Genomic DNA, 17,464 nt, shown 5'->3' on the forward strand with positions numbered 1-17,464 from the left:
GGTCACTCTGCCGGGGTGTACCAAATCGGAGAGGAATACGCGCGTTCCTGATGCGTAAGCACCGCATCTTCTGGCAGCTCGGCACCAAACCTCAGTTTGTCGTACAGAACCCAACGTGGGGTCGGAATTTCGAGCGCACGCACATAATAAAATGCCCGCGCATTTGGATCGAAATCAGGATCAGACCAAACGGTGACCAGTTCGGCGGTTCCGATTGTGTTGGTCCAGCTGGCGGTTTCCAGATCCACGGTGTTTCCAACAGCAGGGATCTTGCCGGTTTGATCAGCAACACGGTCGTCCGACCAGGCGACGTCATAGACCTTTTCCTGCAAAGCACCTTCGGAATCGAGCCATCCCTTTATCACCTGCACGCGATCCAGGTTGGCACCAACCGGGTCGCGCAGTGCAGCGATCAGGAACGAGGGTGCACCATCGCCCTCGCGAGGACGCATGTCGGAACCCATTGGAACACCCTTCGTGTAGCCAACATTTGCAAGGAAGCGGGTTTCAACATCAGCGTCATTGAAATCCCATCCACCAAAGAACCGCAGACCAATCCGTGGTCCCGTGGTTGCGTAGGTTTCGCGCCGCTTGAACGCATCGAAAATCGCGGCACGTGTGTTTTCAGTCGCCCATACCGCCGTGTAACCAGACGCGACAAGAAGGTCGCCAGGAATTTCGCCTAGATCATTGGCGATGAAAGGATGCTTGATCCTTGTGGCCGAAGGTTCAACACTTACGGATTTTCCAAAGAAGTTGTCTTCTTCGGCCGTCGCCAGAGACGTATGGCTGTCCGTCGCGCCGCCCATGCCGAACTTGTAAGGGTTCACACCGAATTTTTCTTCCAGCACCAAGCCGCGCTTCAATGCCTCTCTGGCGTATTCGCCAGCCAGCATGTCCTCGGTTTTGAGTTCAGTGATATCGAGGTTGCCAACGTCCCAGTTTTCGTAATCCGCGAATTCATCATCGGGGCTAAGGTAGGGGTGCGCTTCGCCGTCGCCCTTGATCTGTGTGACCTCATAGTGGGGCTCCCATTTCGCACGGGCCGCGACGTAATCCTCGTCTACCTTACCGCCGTGATACGTGTCTTCGGTTGGGAACATCCAACCGTTGGACAGGTTGCCGTTATGAGCAAACGCAACTGCGCGCCCGCCAGTTTTCTCCTGATACTCTTCAAGCCAGGCATAAAGCGCCTTTGGATCGGTATCACCGTAGGGAGGTTGCGTGACCGGAGGTACCATTTGAAGCGCCCTGATCGGCCCATCGCGCAGCATTACGTTCCGGTGCAAGTTGAAACCTTTCGGTACCGAGGTCCACTCAAAGCCGATAAAAGCGGTAAAATTGCCGGGGTCGTTGTGCCGTTCTGCCGCTAGAACAATGTTCTCCCACGTAAAGGCAAAGGCATCGGCACCCGGACTGTAAGATTCAAGAAGAACTTCCGGCAGAGTCATTTGCGAGAAGTTGGTAATAATGTCGAATGCGGTCTTACCTGCCTCTTCTCCACCCGCTTTGTAACCTTCGTACCACTCCAAACCTTTTGGATCGGCAAGAACACCGGGCTTGCCTGCCTGCAGGTCCGGGGCAAAACCCATCAAGTCAGTATGGTCGGTGAGAACCATCCAATCCAAAGGCCGGGCCAGCCTGACCGGCTGTCCAGTCGAAGAAATGACCTGCTCGCCCTTAGCGAAACGCCAGGCGTCATCGGGCAGCAGGGTGTTCCCAAACGCACCCGCGTCCAGTGAAAGTCCTGTGTGAAGGTGGGTATCCCCCCAAAGCGGGCGTTCAGGAAAGGATCGGTTGGCATAGGGAGAGTAAGGTTGGTCCGAGAACAAGCCCTCAGCAGCCTCTTCACTTGGGACAGCGTCGGCGAAGGCATCCATCGGCGCCAATCCCAGTGCGATAAAGCTTAGCAACATACGAAGCATTGTGACCTCCCAAATCAACTTATGCCTAGTGTTGTCGATGAATTGCATCGCAACAACCTAATATTCGTATTTATCTATATCATGATGCGTTTTCTCATTGGGAAAATTCTTGGCGCATGGTTCTGTTGTAGTGGCGCAAGAAGCAATTCAAGCCTAAAAGCCTTATCCTATCATTGCTCTATAGGCGCTAAGCATAAAATCTTCTGACTAAATATTTGACTTAGTATGCTTGAAACCAAATTTCCCAAGAGGATCGTGGGGTTATCTCTTTCGAAACACCAATTGCAGTTTCCTCCGGTACATTGTGAATTAACCTGAAACTCGCCTTTGCTGTTGCAGCGAATGCTGGAAGGTGGACTGCGACCACAGCAAAATTACACATGGCCAACGCCCGGAATGAGCTGTTCCTCATACGAGTAGAAAGCGTTTCGCCATCGGATGCTGCGCAGCTTCGGAGGTCTGCTCTGAGCCCACTTTTTACGGTTCTGCGGAGCGACCGAAAGGCGGATGTTCGAGCAATTTTTTTTGGTTAAAGATTGTCACCGGGGCACAAAGGGCAATCACGAGGATCGCCCATTCGCCATCCAATTACACGTCTTCAGCTATGGGTCAGTGATTTCTCCGGATCGTAAACAGGGCTGAAAACGATTGTCGCTGTCGTATCCAAGCCGTCACCAGTTACTGACAAAGACGTACCGATGGGCAGCCCCGGTAGCACATGGGCCAGAGCCAGAGATTTGCCCGTGCGGTGCGAATGGCAGGGGCTGTTGATCACGCCGACTTCTTCACCATTTATCGAAAGTGTTTCTCCACCTTCGACCATGTCCGGGTGATCAATGTCGAGGCAGACGTTATTGACCTTTTCGCCCCCTTTCGCGGCCATGACCGCCGATTTGCCGCGGAAATCCCCCTTGGACTTGCTGACGGTAAAGTCCAGGCCAACCTCCCATGGGGTGTTGTCCTCGGTCATATCGTATCCGTAGAATAACAGTCCCGCCTCGATCCGCACCTTGTCGAGCGCGGTGAAGGAGCAGGGCATCACGCCTGCTTCCACCAACCTGTCCCAGATATCGGTAACGACACTGCCATCGGCAAAGATCTCGTAACCGCGTTCACCTGAATATCCAGTTCGTGAGATGCGGCAGGTATGGCCAAAAATCGTGGCGGGTGCGTGTTCGAAATAGGCCAGCGTTCCAAGGTCAATATCCGTTTGGGCGTTGAGGATATCCAATGCTGCTGGTCCCTGAACTGACAAGTCGTGCAGGTCGTCGGTAAACTGCACGTCAACATCACGGCCTTCGGCCGATGCTTGCAGCAGCGCCATAGTGCGCCCTGAGCCGTGCACGATCATCCATTCATCGCCGCCGTTGTTCGACACGATCGCATCATCCGCAATCCCTCCGGAATCCGTCAGCACACATAGATAAGCCGCCTTGCCCGGCGTTACTTTTGACAGATCGCGCGTGGTCAGGTGGTCCAGGACTGCCTGCGCGTCAGCGCCGCGCACCATCACCTTTTTCAGCGGAGACATGTCGAACATACCCGCCCGTTCGCGCACAGCATCATGTTCGTCGTTCGGGTCGGTGTTATAGGTCCAGGCAGTACCCATTCCGTTCCAATCCTCGAGCCCTGAGCCCAGAGCGATGTGGCGGGAAGCAAGCGCGGAAGTGCGGCTGAGTTCTTCGGTCATCTGTGTCCCTTTCTAATGCCATTCGTCCGGCATGGCCGATTTGCGTTCAGAGACAAAGTCTGTGAGAGCAGTCAGGATACCGGAATTGATTTCGGGTTGTTGATAGTCGGCCAGCATCTGCCGCCACCGCAGCGAGGCACGTTGGTCGGCTGTGAGCGATCCGTTCTCGACCCAAGCCTCGTATGGTCCGGCGTCGGGGATTTGCGGCTCAAAGTTAGCTGACGTGTAGTGGCGCAGCGTGTGGCTGGTCGACAGAAAGTTCTCGCCCGGCCCGGTTTCGAGATAGGCATCGCGACCAAAGGATTCGTCTTCGGTGTCAAAGCCCTGCAAGAGTTTCAGCATCGCGCCGCAATGGTCGAGATCCATGACGAACTTTTCATAGGACATGACCAGCCCGCCTTCGAGCCAACCTGCCGCATGCCACACTTGATGAGCACCAGACAGAAGCGTGGACCACATGGCGCCAGCGCTGTCCTGCATGGCCTGTCCATCAGCCGCGTTCGAAGCAGTGATTTGACCACCTCCCGAACGCACGGGCACGCCCAATCTGCGACCCAACTGGGTCAGGGCCATCGTCGTCATGTTCGCCTCAGGTGAACCGAAGGTCAGCGCACCGCTGCGCAAATTTATAGTGGAATGGAAGCTGCCGAAAACGACCGGACAACTGGGCCGTACCAGTTGTACCAGCGCGATCCCAACCATCGCCTCTGCCAGAGTTTGTGCCGCCACAGCGGCGGGTGAAAGCGGACCCATGGCCCCGGCGAAGATGGCTGGAGATATGCAGACGCATTGGTTCGCCTCGGCATAGACTCGCAGCGCACCGGACATGGTGTCGTCATAGACCAGCGGCGAGTTGACGTTGATATTGGCCTGCATCACTGCATGGCCATCCATATAGTCACATCCGAAGACTAGCTCTGCCATCTCGATACTGTCCTTGGCTCGCTCGGGCGCAGTGACCGATCCCATGAAGGGTTTGGTCGAAAGAGTCAGGTGCGCCAGCGTCATATCCAGATGCCGTTTGTTCACGGGTACGTCAGTCGGCTCGACAACTGTCCCGCCAGAATGATGTAAGGCCTGTGCGCTGTAGGTGAGCTTTACGAAGTTTCGGAAATCGTCCAACGTGGCATAACGTCGACCCCGCTCCAGATCGCTCACGAAGGGCGAGCCGTACCCGGGCATCAACACGACGTTGTCGCCGCCTAGCGTTACAGTATTCCTCGGGTCGCGCCCGTGCAGTTTGAAGGATTCGGGAGCTGTGGCGCAAAGTTCCCTCACGTGCCCTGGCTCAAAACGCACCCGCTCCCCATCGACCCGCGCACCCGCCTGTCCGAACAGATCCAGAGCCTCCTGGTCGCCCCGGAACTCGACGCCGATTTTGTCCAGTATCCAGTCCGCCTGAACCTCGATCCGGGTAAGCGCGACCACATTCAAGAGTTCATAAGCCGGTATCCTGCGCCCTGTGAAGGGGAGGGGTTCGCGCAGTGCGTTGTGGCGCGACAAGCGGCCACGGCGTGCTCTGCCCTGGTATGCCTGCCGCAAAGCGGATTTCGGCGTCGTGTTCAATCTGGCCAACGTCATTCCTCCGCTTCATTCGCTCATGACCCAGTGAGCACATGGACGCAGATCGAAAAATCGAAATTTTCTTTTCTTTGCGTTCAATAGTTTTATACGCTTGAATTATGCGTGCGCATTTTCACCACCATGACTTGCTTAGGCTTTTCGCAGAGATCGCCCGCCACCCGAGCTTTTCGATGGCGGCTGAAGCGCTGAACATGACTAAAGGCGCGATCAGTTATCAGATAAAGACGCTCGAAACCGATCTGGGCGTATCCTTGTTCCAGCGCACAACACGCGGCGTTTCATTGACCGTTGAAGGAACAAAGGTACTGGCGGCCTGTCAGGCACGGTATGAGGAGATCGAAGCGGATCTTCACGCACTCAAGGAGATGTCATCCCAAACCTTGACGGTTGGAGTATCGACCTATTTTGCCGCCCGTTGGCTATCACCGCGGTTGATGACCTTCATGCAGCGGCACCAAGGCGTGCAACTGCGTATCCAGCCGATGATCCAGTTTTCCAGCCATGAAATGCGGGACATTGATTTAGCGATCAGGTGGGGCAACGGGGATTGGGACGACGGTGTCGTGACACCTTTCATGCCCATTCGTTCCTTTCCCGTCGGCAACGCGGACGCTGCACGTCATGTGGAGTCGTCCGGGATGAATGAGGCGATTTCAGACTTCACGCTGCTTCGGGATCGCGATGACAGCAACGCTTGGTCGGAATGGCTGAGCACCGCAGCGCTTCCTCCGCAGACACGACGAGACGTGTTGATCATCCCCGACCCGAATGTTCGGGTGCAAGCCGTGATCAACGGTCAGGGAATCGCCTTGATGGATGATCTTGTAAAAGACGAATTGGAGAACACGAAGCTGTACCGTTTGTCAGATGTTGAACTACCAGAGTATGGCTACTTCATTTTCCGGTCGCATCGGGCAGTCGCATCAGAGCCTGCCCAAGTGTTTTCTGATTGGCTGCAAAGTCAATCCAAGCGATCTCTCAATTAGTTTTGGTGAACGGAAACTTTTCCCGCGTTTCGATCAAATACCATTCAACTTTGGGCTAGCAGCGAATGTCCGGAAAGCGGGCTGCGAGCGCAGCATCCGAGCAAAGTGCTGAGAGGTCGAAATGGATCGACCTTTTTCGCGCGATTTCGCTGCGGCTGCTAAAAGCAGCCACTGTTCGCTTGGCTAAATGGACTCGGTGTTGACCTTATGCGCAGCGCTGCATCCTTCCGCCAGACTCATATCTCACGGTGGAGGATACCCTACACCGGACTTACATCGCTGCAAGTCACGCCGCAGTGGTGGTTAGGCACGTTCAGAACCTTTCAACGAAACCCGCATTGGTAATGGTGCGGCCAGTGCGTACTTTCATACCTTGGAAAAGCGTACGCGGTGGCACCTGTGCGGTTACCAAACATTCACCGACGATCGCGGTAAGGGCACAATCGAAGAAGCGCCCCATGCTGAACGTCTGGAGAATGGACGAAACTTATTTTCGTGTTCGCAGCAAGTGGGCGTACCTCTACCGAGCTGTCGACAAGGTAGGGAACACCCTTGATTTCATGCTGTCTAAACAACGGAACGGCCCTACAGCAACTAAATTCCTGGCTAAAGCGCTGTCTTCAAACGGTATTCCAGACAAAGTCGTGAATGATGAGAGTAGAGCCAATGCAGCAGGTATTCGAGATGTGAACAGGTTTCTGAAGCGGTTTGGATGCCAAGCTCAGGTGCAGAGAACGGCGCGTTCGACACGTGCATGGGTTCAAACCCTTCGCATCCGCGACCGGATCGAAGGGTGGCATCGAAGCCGCCAATACGATGCGAAAGCAGCAATTCTCAAACGCCATGGTTTCGGGCTTTTGAGTATTTGCTGAGACCGCAGGAAAAATGTGCCCAGCAAATCGCTGACTCTGGTCGTTTCAGAAATTTGCGGCCGAACCATATAAGGGACGCGCAAATCAAAGCTGCCCGATCAGTCCGTTGCAAAACAGTAAAAAAGGCCCGCCCCGCCCGAACGCGGCAAATGCTCCTCGCCGCAGCCGCGCGAGCCGTGCGATGAGTTCCAGGACACCATGTTGCGTGCATCGTTTAGACCTACACGGTCATGGTGCCCGACAATCGCAGACCCGTTTTCACTATTTGAAGTCCAATTGCTGCATGTCGTATCACCGCCTGCTGTCGAGAAGTATCCCGCGGAATCGGAACCGGTCAGAATGTCATGTTTGTTCGGCTTGCTGCCACGCCCGTTGACAGGGTTGCCATTCTCGTCAAGTGCGGTCTGAAGACTAATGTTTACGCTGTCATCGTGCAGATCTTCGACGTTGTTAGCGATGAGTTCTCCCTTGGCATTGAACCATGGGCCCGATCCAATCCGGTCACGTGCAGAAATACCATTGGTGATAGTCATCGGGTCGGTGCTGCGATCAATAGACATGGAGGTGCTCAGATAGGCGGCAAAAGTTTTGGAAGAACCGGCCTCAGAAGCAAGCATATTGCAATGTGCGTCGGCGCCATCGAGCCCGCCCAGATTGGCGCCGTCTCCTTTGCCGACACTAGTGATGAAGAACGACATCTCCTCGTTTCCCGATTGCGCCTGTGCGCTCGCCGCAAAACAACAGATCACAAGCATTGCGACCCCATGAAAGGCTGTTCTGTTGGTAAAACTCGACATGATTATCTCCCTTCGTGGTATGTGATGATCGATGCTAAACGCATGCGCTGATTGGGTCTATGGTATGGAGCTTACGAGTTGGAGAACACAGCAGCAAAGCTGAAGAAGTTTGTGTGAAGGATTATTGATCGGCACTCAAGTAGTAGCAGGCTCTCCTCGCCGTTCTCTGCGCGGAATTGACATTTGGAACCGACTAAGTCGCAGGAGCAGCGAAAAACTGTCGCGGTAGCCTTCTAGCTTAGTGGCCAAAGCACAATTATTCTGTCGATGCTGGCGGCGCGGCATCTTCACTTACCGCGCCCTCTTCAACTGATCTCATCATTGTGAGGCCTAGAACTAGAACAACCAACACTGCAGCGATAATGATGTAATTTCTGTTCACATCCATTCTCCTCGAACAGAGAGCGGCACAATTGGCGACAGGTTCCACGGATTTAAGCAGTGGATTGCTTGTCCAGTGCCACGTTGGAAAGCTGCTCGTATCGATCAACCGCAGACAGGTACTCTTTCAACCGTTTGCCCTCATCCGTATCCGGTTCAGATCCCCAAAGGTACTCAATCTCCCGGAGTGCAGCACGGTATTCGGTCGGAGTGCGGACATTGGTCATGGCAATTCCTCAAAAAACAAATCAATGCCGAAACTCATACCTGAAAACGCGCGATTCCTCTAGTTGCTTCGACAGTGGGGGTTAGTCAGCGCGATTTTGTGCCCATTGGATAATGAGCCCTAGAGCCACCATTACCGTGTCAGTTGATTGCTGCGGGTGCATTCGTCAGGATTGAGGCTGATTGAAGACCTTCGAGTTTCGGTTGTCGAACTCGTAGGAAGCGGGACGAACCTGTAGTTCGATTTCTGCGTCCTAAGGTCCGCTTTGTACATATCGCGTTCGTTGCGAAACGCACCACGAACGAAATGATTAAGGTTTCTGCAATATCAACCAATGTCTGGTCGGCGAATCATCGCTAAAATCGCATTCAGGCTCCGGGGAAGTCCGGCGCGTCGTTCTGAGACATCAGCCAACCTATCACGTTTTGCGCCTCTGTCCGGTTTCGAGCACCATCCCGACCCTCAACAAAGTATCCGTGGGTCGGAGTAATTTGTTCATCGAACAAACGAACAACCCGCCCTTCCCGAAGGTCCTGGTCAATCAAAGGTAGCCAGCCAACAACTGCCCCCTGACCCTCGGCCGCACCTCGTAAAAGAACATTTGCGTCTTCGAACACGGCCCCCCGTAAAGGAACTTCTGGCTGCACATTCATGGCGGCAAACCAATCGAGCCATCCCCAGTGGTTCCTTTGGTGCAGAATAGGTAAGGTCAACAAATCCCCAGGCGCTCGAACTGGCCCATGTTGGTCAATATACCCCTTGCTGGCAATCGCGACGGGATGCAGTTCGAGAAGCTTTATGGCGCTGCCTGGCATATCTGCCAGGCGCTCCCAACTAATCACGATATCAGCGTGGGCGTTGCTTTCTGCACGCGGTCGATAGGACGGCACGACCTCCAGTTCGATTTCTGGATGTAGCCCCCAGAGGTCGCTGATCCGGGGCATCAGCCAGCGCGCGGTGAAAATCGGGCCCGCTGAAAGACGCACCACCTTGCGCGTTGTCCGTCGCAGACCATGAACCGTGTGCTCGAGCATGCCGAACGCCTGCGCCGTTGTCTCAGCAAGCCGTTTACCGTCTTCGGTCAACCTGACTTCGCGCCCGGCACGCACGAACAGCTTGATCCCAAGTGTGTCCTCGAGACCCCGAATATGGTGACTGATCGCTGTTGGTGTAATCGACAGATGGTCGGCAGCGGCGCGAAAGCTGCCCTGCCTGGCGGCGGCATCAAAGGCACGAAGGGCGGAAAGGGAAGGCAGCATGCGACCTCATAGATGAGTTTTTCTCACTTCTTGCTGAGGAATGACCATTTGTAAATGCTGCCGGCATAAACAAAACGTGTAGAGGCGTAAACCTGGACTCATGTAGCGATGATCTCAGAATCCCGAAGGCGCGGCCGGAAGGAACGCCTTAAACAGACGGATGAACCCGATGCAAACCCGCCGGTTTGGCCGGGGCTTGAGGGCGCGCGACTGAAACCACTTTCCTCGCAAGAGGTTGCTTTGGTTGAAGAAGCCGTACTGTCTCTGCTGGAGACGCTGGGTCTGAGCCAGGCCATCCCTTCGATGATTGATAGGGTCACCAAGGCGGGCGGCCGGTTGACTGATGACGGCCGATTGTTGTTTCCGCGCGCTCTGGTGCAGCGGACAATCGAGCAAGCGCAGAGAGGGTTTACCCTGTGCGGGCAAACTCCGAACCACGATCTGCATATCGAAGGTGCCCGCGTCCACATGTCGTCCGGTGGCGCAGCTCCAGGTGTCTTTGACATGGATACCGGGGACTACCGGGACTCGACCCTTTGCGATCTTTACGATGCGGCGCGGATCGTTGACCGGATGGACAACATTCATCATTTCAGCCGCTCGGTAGTAGCGCGTGATATCGACGACAACGCGGTAATGGACCTTAACACCGCCTATGCCTGCCTGATGGGCACGTCTAAGCATGTGTCGATCTCAGTCAGTGAACCTGCGAACGTGCCCGCCATCGCCGAGCTTTGCTATCGCATTGCCGGGGGCGAGGCTGCATTTCGCGCTCGTCCTTTCATGACAGTGATGGTTTGCCATGTGGTGCCACCAATGCGTTTTGCTGAAGAGGCCTGCGAGGTGCTGGAGGCGGCGATCAATGCGGGTTTCCCAGTTCAGCTGATCAGCGCCGGTCAGGCTGGGGCGACCAGCCCGGCGACCATTGCCGGCTCTTTGGTTCAGGCGGTGGCCGAAACACTGGCTGGGCTGGTGTTTGCACAACTTGTCGACCCGAAGGTCAAAGCGATCTTTGCCCCGAAGCCGCTGGTGGCCGATCTGCGCACTGGCTCAATGAGTGGCGGCGGCGGTGAACAGGCGATTCTGATGGCGGGTGCGGCACAGATGGGACGGCATTTCGACCTACCTACCTCGTCCATTGCGGGCATTACCGATTCCAAGTGTCTTGATGCGCAATATGGCGCTGAGAAATCACTGGCCGTTGCCATGGCGGCCCATGCGGGGTCCAACATCGTCACGCAAGCGGCAGGCATGATGTCCAGCCTGCTGGGGGTCAGTCATGCGGCCTATATCAGCGACAACGATCTATTGGGCAACATCCTCCGTACCCTGAGGGGCGTTGAGGCCACGCACGAGAATATTGCGGCGGATGTGATTGCCGAGGTTTGTCGAGGTGAAGGTCACTATCTGGGTGAGACACATACGTTCAACCGTATGAAGTCGGACTATTTTTATCCGGATGTCGGCGACCGCCGCACGCCCCGTGAATGGCAGGATGACGGTTCACATCCGGTCGGTGAACGGGCCCGGCAAAGGGCGCGTGACATACTGGCCAGCCACTTCCCGAGCCACATCCCGGACGAAGTTGACCAAACATTGCGCACCCGCTTCGACATCCGTCTTACCCGCGACCAGATCGGCAGGCCAACATGAGTAGCAGCGATCTCAGTACCCGTGCCCGTACCGTCTTGCCCGGCGGCGTGAGTCACGAGCTGCGCTATCGTGAACCGTATCCCGTCTTTATCAACCGCGCCAAAGGTGCAGAAAAGTGGGATGTGGACGGTCGGCGCTTTATCGATTTCAAGATGGGCTCGGCCAGCCAGATGCTGGGCCATTGCCATCCCGTCATCACCGAAGCGATCCGGAAACAGGCCGAAAGGTCGATATTCTCGGCGGATTGCCATGAGGCCGAGATCACTTGGGCTGAATGGATCAACCGGCTTTACCCTTCGGCTGACCGCACCCGGTTCGCTGCTTCAGGGACCGAAGCGACCATGCTGGCGTTGCGTCTGGCGCGGGCCTGGTCTGGCAAGGATCACGTGCTGCGCCTCGACGGGCATTTTCACGGCTGGCACGATCATGCGCTGAAAGGCGCAAAGCCGGGCAGTGACAGGGCGTCGTCGCTTGGCATTCCAGATGCGGTAAACGATCTGATTCAAGTGTGCGCTGCTGAACCGCAGGCGATGCAGGCCGCACTTCAGGATGACCGTATCGGAACAGTCATTGTCGAGGTATCCGGAGCCAATTACGGCTGCGTACCTCTGGGAACCGAGACTTTACGCGACCTGCATGATGTCGCCCGCGCCGCCGGCGTCGTGCTGATCTTCGACGAAATCATTACCGGATCCCGCTGGTCTCCCGGAGGACGGCAGGCACGAGACGGGGTCGTGCCAGACCTGACCACACTGGCCAAATCCGTCACAGGAGGGTTGCCTGGCGGGGCCGTCTGTGGCCGGGCCGACATCATGGAGTTGATGAACAACGCGACCTCGCGCGACGGGCTGGCCCCGGCGGTCAGCCACAAGGGAACCTTCAACGGCTCGCCCCTGATCGCAGCGGCCGCTTGCGCTGCAATGCCCCTACTTGCAACCGGCGAGGCACAAGCCTGGGCGGACGAAATGGCCGCACGTATGCGCGACGGCATGAACAACACCATGCACACCCTTGGAGTGACCGGCTTGGCCTATGGCGACAGCTCGATCTTTCATGTGCATTTTGGCCGTGACAGTTTGACGGGTCTCTCCCCGGCGCAAATCCGCGGCCTGCCCAAGGCGCAGGTCAAGGCTTACCGCGACGGGATGCTGGAGCGTGGGGTGGACATGATGACCTATACGTCAGGTCTGACTTCTGCTGCCCATACGCCTGACCTGATTGATGAGGCGATCGATGCTTTCCGCGCCACCCTTTCCGACATGATCGGCGGCGGAGTGCTGTCATGACCCTGCCTACCCACGCCCGGACGGTCATCATTGGCGGCGGCGTCATTGGCTGTTCTATCGCCTATCACCTTGCCCGCGAAGGGCGGCGGAACATCGTCGTTCTCGAACGCTCGAAACTGACCAGCGGCACCACCTGGCATGCGGCGGGCCTGGTCCGGCGGTTGCGCCCTTCGGCCACGCTGACCAAGCTGATCAACTATTCCATCGACCTTTATGGCGAGCTGGAACGTGAAACCGGTCAGGCCACCGGCTGGATGCAGACCGGATCTCTGACACTGGCCACCAATTCGGATCGGCTCACCAACATCAAGCGTCAGGTCTCGCTGGGCCGCGCCTTCGGGCTTGAAGCCGAAGTGGTCGACGCGGCCCGGGCAAAAGAGCTGTGGCCGCTGATCGAAGTCGGCGACGTGATCGGCGCGGTCTGGTCACCCTCTGATGGCAGGGTCAATCCGTCCGATGTGGCGCTCGCATTGTCGAAAGGCGCCAGGACGCGCGGGGTGGAGATTCATGAGGACACACCCGTGACCGGACTGAAAAAGAAGGGCGGACGTGTGTCGGGGGTCGAGGTTGGTGATCACGTGATCGAGGCTGACGAAGTGGTGATTGCCTGCGGACTGTGGTCTCGGGAAGTGGCGGCGATGGCGGGCGCACATATGCCGCTTTATGCCTGCGAGCATTTTTACATCCTGACCAAGCCTTTACCCGAAGTGCAGGCACTTGGCAAAGGTGCGCATCTTCCGACGCTGAACGATCAGGATGCCTTCCTTTATGCCCGTGATGATGTCGAGGGGCTGCTGGTCGGCTCCTTCGAGCCCCATGCCAAGGGCCTTCCACTTGACCGACTGCCCGCCGATTTCTCGTTCGATCTGCTGGATGAGGATTGGGATCATTTCATGCCAATGATGGAAAATGCCCTGCGCCGGATTCCTGCATTGGAACGGGCCGAAGTGCGGATGCTGCTCAATGGACCCGAGAGCTTTACGCTCGACAGCCAGTTCATGCTGGGTGAAAGCCCCGAAGTGCCGGGGCTGTTCCTGACGGGGGGAATGAACTCGACGGGCATCGCGCTGGCGGGTGGAGCCGGCAAAGCCATGGCCGAGTGGATCATCGCAGGTGAGCCGACAATGGAATTGAACGAGGCCGACATCCGCCGGTTCAGCCCGGAAATGAATGTGCTGGGCGCGTTGGAGGCCCGCATCCCCGAGGTCTTAGGTCGTCACTACGACAATCCCTATCCGGGGCGTTCGATGGAGACCGCCCGAGGGCAACGTCGTTCGCCTGTTCACGCGGGGCTGATCGCAGCAGGTGCGCGCTTCGAGGCTCGAGGCGGTTGGGAGCGGGCCGTGCATTTTGGCGGTGACGCTGCGCATTTACCACTGAGCTTTGGTATGCCGGCCTGGCGCGAACAGGTAGGGCGCGAGGTCGAAGCCTGCCGCTCGGGCGCGGCCATACTGGACCAAAGTGCGTTCGGCAAGATCATGGTGCAAGGACCGGATGCCTGTGCCTTTCTCAACCGACTCTGCGCGGCGCAGATGCAAGTACCGGAGGGACGCATCGTGTATTCCCAAATCCTGAACGCGCGTGGCGGCGTCGAAAGTGACCTTACGGTGCAACGCCACGGGCCGGACGTCTACTTGCTGATCGTCGGCACTGGTGAGGTTGTGCGCGTCATGAAGCGGATGCGTTATACACGCGACGCATACCGTGTCGAATTCACGGACGTGACGAGCGGCTACGCCATCCTCGGGTTGGCCGGGGCACAGGCGCGTTCCGTGCTACAAGCGACCACCAACATGCCTGTTCCTGAACTCAAGCGATTCCACTTTGGCTCTGTAGAAATCGGCCTTGCACGGGGCTGGGCGGGCCGGCTTTCCTTTACCGGGGAGGAAGGGTTCGAACTCTATATCCCCTCAGACATGGCCATGGCCGCGCATGAGGCTCTGGTCGCGGCGGGCGCGTCCCACGCCGGGCTTTATGCCAGCGGCAGCTTGCGGATTGAAAGTGGCTTTCGCGCCTTTGGCCACGAGTTATCGCCCGGCACCACGCCGTTCGAGGCAGGCTTGGGCGCGTTTTGCGCGATCGGTACCGGATTTGTCGGTGAAGAGGTTTTGAAAACTCAACAAGCCAATAGGCGCATTGCTTCGTTCCTTTTTGACACTCCCGATGCCATCCCGATTCATGACGAGCCAATCTATTTCGACGGGCAGGTTGTCGGGCAGATCACCTCGACAGCGTGGAGCTATCGGTTCGAACGCTCCGTGGCGCTTGGGATGGTCAGCGCACCTTTGAGCGGGCTCGAAACGCAAACCGTGTTAGATGGTTTTGAGGTAGAAATCGCCTGCGCCAGGTTCTCGGCCAAAGCCTCTCTTAAACCCGCCAAGGAGGCCTTCGCATGAGCGACACGATGCGAACCACCCGGGTTGCCATCATCGGCGGCGGCATCATGGGCGTGGCAGCCCAGTTTCAGCTGGCCGAAAATGGCTGGACCGACAGCATTCTGTTTGAAAAGGCGGAACTCACCAGCGGCTCCACATGGCATGCGGCGGGACAAATTGCCCACGCCGTCGGTAACCGCCTGATGGGCTGGATCAACAAAACCTCGATCGAGACCTACAAACGGATCGAAAAAGAAACCGGGCAAAGCATCGGCTGGCATGAGGTTGGCGGCATTCGGATTGCCACGAGTGATGCCGAAGTCGACTGGATGAAGTCGATCATGGGGGTGGGCAAACTGCTCGACCTGCCGATGGACCTGATCGGACCGGATGAGGTCAACGCTATCAACCCGTTCTACAGGGTCGATGATGTTAAGGCGGCCATTCGCACCTATGAGGACGGGCATATCGACCCTTCGGGCGTGACCATGGCGCTGGCCGCAGCAACCCGGAAACGCGGCGCGGTAATTGAGCGCAATAACCGTGTGACAGGTGCATCACGCAAGGGCGATATGTGGCTTCTCAGGACCGAAAAGGGAGATGTGTTGGCCGAACACATCGTTATCGCTGCTGGTTCCTACGCCAATCAGGTTGGTGAATGGTTCGGGTTGAAGATCCCCAGCGTGTCCTGCCTGCACCATTATCTGGTCACCGATACGGTGCCTGAATTCGCAGATCGCCCGGAATTGCCGGTAATGCGCGACAACGCCTATGGCGGCTATATCCGGCAGGAACAGAAATCTGGGCTGATCGGCATTTACGAGGGCCATGTCTGTCCCACCGTATGGGAAATGCCCGAAGGTGCGCCATGGGCCGCCGAGAACGAGTTGTTTCAGGCAGATTACGATTCGATTGGCGACTTCCTGATGGTGGCCTTCGACAAGATGCCGATCCTGGCCGATCTTGGCATCAAGCGCACCGTGCGGGGGGCGATCACGCACACCCCGGACGGCGGGATGTTGGTTGGGCCATCGGGCGCGCCAAATGTCTGGCTATCTTGTGGGTCGTCCATCGGCTTGGCATGGGGTGGGGGCGCGGGCAAGGTTTTGGCCGACTGGATGGTGCATGGAGAAACCGAGATCAACACACGCGGATTTGATCCGCGTCGTTTCGGTGATTTCGCCACGGATCATTTCATCATCGAACGCACCAAAGACGAATTCATGCGCCGCCATGACACGCCTTGCCCGGGTAAGCAGTTCAATAGCCTGCGGCCGCTGAACCGGCATCCGTTATATGACCGGCTGGCCGCAAGGGGCGCCGTCTTTGGCGAGATCGCCGGGTGGGAACGACCCCGGTATTTTGGCGAGGTCGGCGAGGTCGAACAGTTTGGTTGGGGCCACCAGAATTGGCATAATAACGCCATGACCGAGGCCAAAGCCACGCGCAGGGCTGCTGGGGTGATCGACCTCTGTGCCTTTGCCCAATTCGAGATTTCCGGCAAGGACGCTCACGCGCTTCTGGACCGGCTTTCCGCCAACCGCGTTCCGACGAAAGACGGCAGGATGAGTCTCAATCATCTGCTGACACCGCAAGGCCGTTTTGAGACTGAAATCACCATCTGGCGGATGTCCGAAGATCGGTTTTTCACCGGCTCCCCTATCGCCCGGGCCACACCCGACTTCGACTGGATCAAGTCGCACATTCGCCCCGGCGAGGATGTGCAGATGATTAATCGTTCAGCTGATTGGGGCATGTTGGCCATGTCCGGCCCCGCCTCCCGGCGCATCTTGTCAAGTCTTACTGACATTGACCTGTCGAACAAAGCCTTCCCTTGGCTGTCAGGTCAGGAGATTACTGTGGCAGGCATCGCTTGTTATGCGCTCAGGGTATCGTTTGTCGGCGAGCTGGGCTGGGAATTGCACGCTCCGTTGGAACATATCGGCCTGCTCTACGACGCCTTGTTCAAGGCAGGTGAGCCCCATGGCCTGACCGATATCGGTTCTTACGCCTTCAACGGGATGCGTATGGAAAAAGCTTTTCGTGCCAGCAGCGAGTTAACCGCAGATGTCGGCCCTCAGGATGTTGGCCTCGATCGCTTTGTCGTCAGTAAAGGGAGGGGTTTCATTGGCCGCAATGCGCTGCTCAGCCGCACACCGGACTGGGAGTTGTTTTATGGCGAGTTGCACGCCGAAGACGTCGACATTCACGGCGGCGAGCCGGTGCTCCTGAACGGCAAACCCGTCGGCCTGACCACATCCGGCGGTTACGGCTATACGGTCGGTAAATCGCTGGGCTGGCTGTTCGTGCGCAAGGGTACGTCGAAGGATGGCCTGAGCGTGCAGATCCTGAACCGCGCCATCCCCGTAACTGTCCATTCAGACGCCCTGTTTGACCCGCAAAACCTACGCCCAAGATCCGAGGATTGAG

General features: G+C 57.0%; 12 protein-coding genes. 6 read left to right on the forward strand and 6 right to left on the reverse strand.

Features of this window, described 5'->3' with window-relative positions; genetic code table 11:
* Positions 1-2: 2 nt before the first annotated feature.
* The 3 genes from ACR0IK_RS12240 to ACR0IK_RS12250 form a co-directional block, all read right to left on the reverse strand.
* On the reverse strand, positions 3-1,925 hold the full coding sequence (locus ACR0IK_RS12240) for a DUF3604 domain-containing protein (RefSeq protein WP_480641691.1): 1,923 nt from the start codon (positions 1,923-1,925) through the stop codon (positions 3-5).
* Between the two features lie 598 nt (positions 1,926-2,523).
* The gene (locus ACR0IK_RS12245; protein ID WP_480641692.1) at positions 2,524-3,615 is read right to left on the reverse strand and encodes an aminomethyl transferase family protein; all 1,092 of its coding nucleotides are present in this window, start codon (positions 3,613-3,615) and stop codon (positions 2,524-2,526) included.
* Between the two features lie 12 nt (positions 3,616-3,627).
* On the reverse strand, positions 3,628-5,196 hold the full coding sequence (locus ACR0IK_RS12250) for a trimethylamine methyltransferase family protein (protein WP_480641693.1): 1,569 nt from the start codon (positions 5,194-5,196) through the stop codon (positions 3,628-3,630).
* A 101-nt stretch (positions 5,197-5,297) separates the two neighbouring features.
* On the opposite strand from ACR0IK_RS12250, the gene ACR0IK_RS12255 reads away from it, so the two are divergent.
* Positions 5,298-6,185: a LysR substrate-binding domain-containing protein gene (locus ACR0IK_RS12255; RefSeq protein ID WP_480641694.1), complete on the forward strand. Its 888-nt coding sequence runs from the start codon at positions 5,298-5,300 to the stop codon at positions 6,183-6,185.
* 458 nt (positions 6,186-6,643) lie between these two features.
* Positions 6,644-7,057: a DDE-type integrase/transposase/recombinase gene (locus tag ACR0IK_RS12260; RefSeq protein ID WP_480641695.1), complete on the forward strand. Its 414-nt coding sequence runs from the start codon at positions 6,644-6,646 to the stop codon at positions 7,055-7,057.
* A 98-nt stretch (positions 7,058-7,155) separates the two neighbouring features.
* Here the strand turns inward: ACR0IK_RS12260 and ACR0IK_RS12265 are convergent, their stop codons facing one another.
* The 3 genes from ACR0IK_RS12265 to ACR0IK_RS12275 all read right to left on the reverse strand — a co-directional run bounded on the left by ACR0IK_RS12265 (position 7,156) and on the right by ACR0IK_RS12275 (position 9,720).
* The gene (locus tag ACR0IK_RS12265; protein ID WP_480596890.1) at positions 7,156-7,854 is read right to left on the reverse strand and encodes a hypothetical protein; all 699 of its coding nucleotides are present in this window, start codon (positions 7,852-7,854) and stop codon (positions 7,156-7,158) included.
* Between the two features lie 434 nt (positions 7,855-8,288).
* Entirely contained in the window at positions 8,289-8,462 is a 174-nt protein-coding gene (locus ACR0IK_RS12270) for a hypothetical protein (protein ID WP_480641696.1), read from the reverse strand.
* 367 nt (positions 8,463-8,829) lie between these two features.
* Positions 8,830-9,720, reverse strand: coding sequence for a LysR family transcriptional regulator (locus tag ACR0IK_RS12275; protein ID WP_480641697.1), 891 nt, complete (start codon positions 9,718-9,720; stop codon positions 8,830-8,832).
* Between the two features lie 108 nt (positions 9,721-9,828).
* Here ACR0IK_RS12275 and ACR0IK_RS12280 point away from each other — a divergent pair, with 108 nt between their 5' ends.
* Genes ACR0IK_RS12280 through ACR0IK_RS12295 form a run of 4 tightly spaced genes read left to right on the forward strand, consistent with a single transcriptional unit; the run spans position 9,829 to position 17,463 of the window.
* Positions 9,829-11,373 (forward strand): trimethylamine methyltransferase family protein, encoded by a 1,545-nt coding sequence (locus ACR0IK_RS12280; RefSeq protein ID WP_480641698.1) that lies wholly within the window; start codon positions 9,829-9,831, stop codon positions 11,371-11,373.
* Complete coding sequence (locus ACR0IK_RS12285) at positions 11,370-12,659, forward strand: aspartate aminotransferase family protein (protein WP_480641699.1); 1,290 nt, start codon at positions 11,370-11,372, stop codon at positions 12,657-12,659. Before ACR0IK_RS12280 ends, ACR0IK_RS12285 begins: the two co-directional genes overlap by 4 nt.
* Complete coding sequence (locus tag ACR0IK_RS12290; RefSeq protein ID WP_480641700.1) at positions 12,656-15,055, forward strand: GcvT family protein; 2,400 nt, start codon at positions 12,656-12,658, stop codon at positions 15,053-15,055. Before ACR0IK_RS12285 ends, ACR0IK_RS12290 begins: the two co-directional genes overlap by 4 nt.
* A complete protein-coding gene (locus ACR0IK_RS12295) occupies positions 15,052-17,463 on the forward strand; it encodes a GcvT family protein (protein ID WP_480641701.1) in 2,412 nt (803 codons plus the stop codon). Before ACR0IK_RS12290 ends, ACR0IK_RS12295 begins: the two co-directional genes overlap by 4 nt.
* Position 17,464 lies beyond the last annotated feature (1 nt).

The organism is Ruegeria sp. BF7, assembly GCF_056538605.1.

Coding starts and splice junctions, on each gene's coding strand:
- ACR0IK_RS12240 (WP_480641691.1), bottom strand. CDS start 1,925: ATGCTTCGTATGTTGCTAAGCTTTATCGCACTGGGATTGGCGCCGATG.
- ACR0IK_RS12245 (WP_480641692.1), bottom strand. CDS start 3,615: ATGACCGAAGAACTCAGCCGCACTTCCGCGCTTGCTTCCCGCCACATC.
- ACR0IK_RS12250 (WP_480641693.1), bottom strand. CDS start 5,196: ATGACGTTGGCCAGATTGAACACGACGCCGAAATCCGCTTTGCGGCAG.
- ACR0IK_RS12255 (WP_480641694.1), top strand. CDS start 5,298: ATGCGTGCGCATTTTCACCACCATGACTTGCTTAGGCTTTTCGCAGAG.
- ACR0IK_RS12260 (WP_480641695.1), top strand. CDS start 6,644: ATGCTGAACGTCTGGAGAATGGACGAAACTTATTTTCGTGTTCGCAGC.
- ACR0IK_RS12265 (WP_480596890.1), bottom strand. CDS start 7,854: ATGTCGAGTTTTACCAACAGAACAGCCTTTCATGGGGTCGCAATGCTT.
- ACR0IK_RS12270 (WP_480641696.1), bottom strand. CDS start 8,462: ATGACCAATGTCCGCACTCCGACCGAATACCGTGCTGCACTCCGGGAG.
- ACR0IK_RS12275 (WP_480641697.1), bottom strand. CDS start 9,720: ATGCTGCCTTCCCTTTCCGCCCTTCGTGCCTTTGATGCCGCCGCCAGG.
- ACR0IK_RS12280 (WP_480641698.1), top strand. CDS start 9,829: ATGATCTCAGAATCCCGAAGGCGCGGCCGGAAGGAACGCCTTAAACAG.
- ACR0IK_RS12285 (WP_480641699.1), top strand. CDS start 11,370: ATGAGTAGCAGCGATCTCAGTACCCGTGCCCGTACCGTCTTGCCCGGC.
- ACR0IK_RS12290 (WP_480641700.1), top strand. CDS start 12,656: ATGACCCTGCCTACCCACGCCCGGACGGTCATCATTGGCGGCGGCGTC.
- ACR0IK_RS12295 (WP_480641701.1), top strand. CDS start 15,052: ATGAGCGACACGATGCGAACCACCCGGGTTGCCATCATCGGCGGCGGC.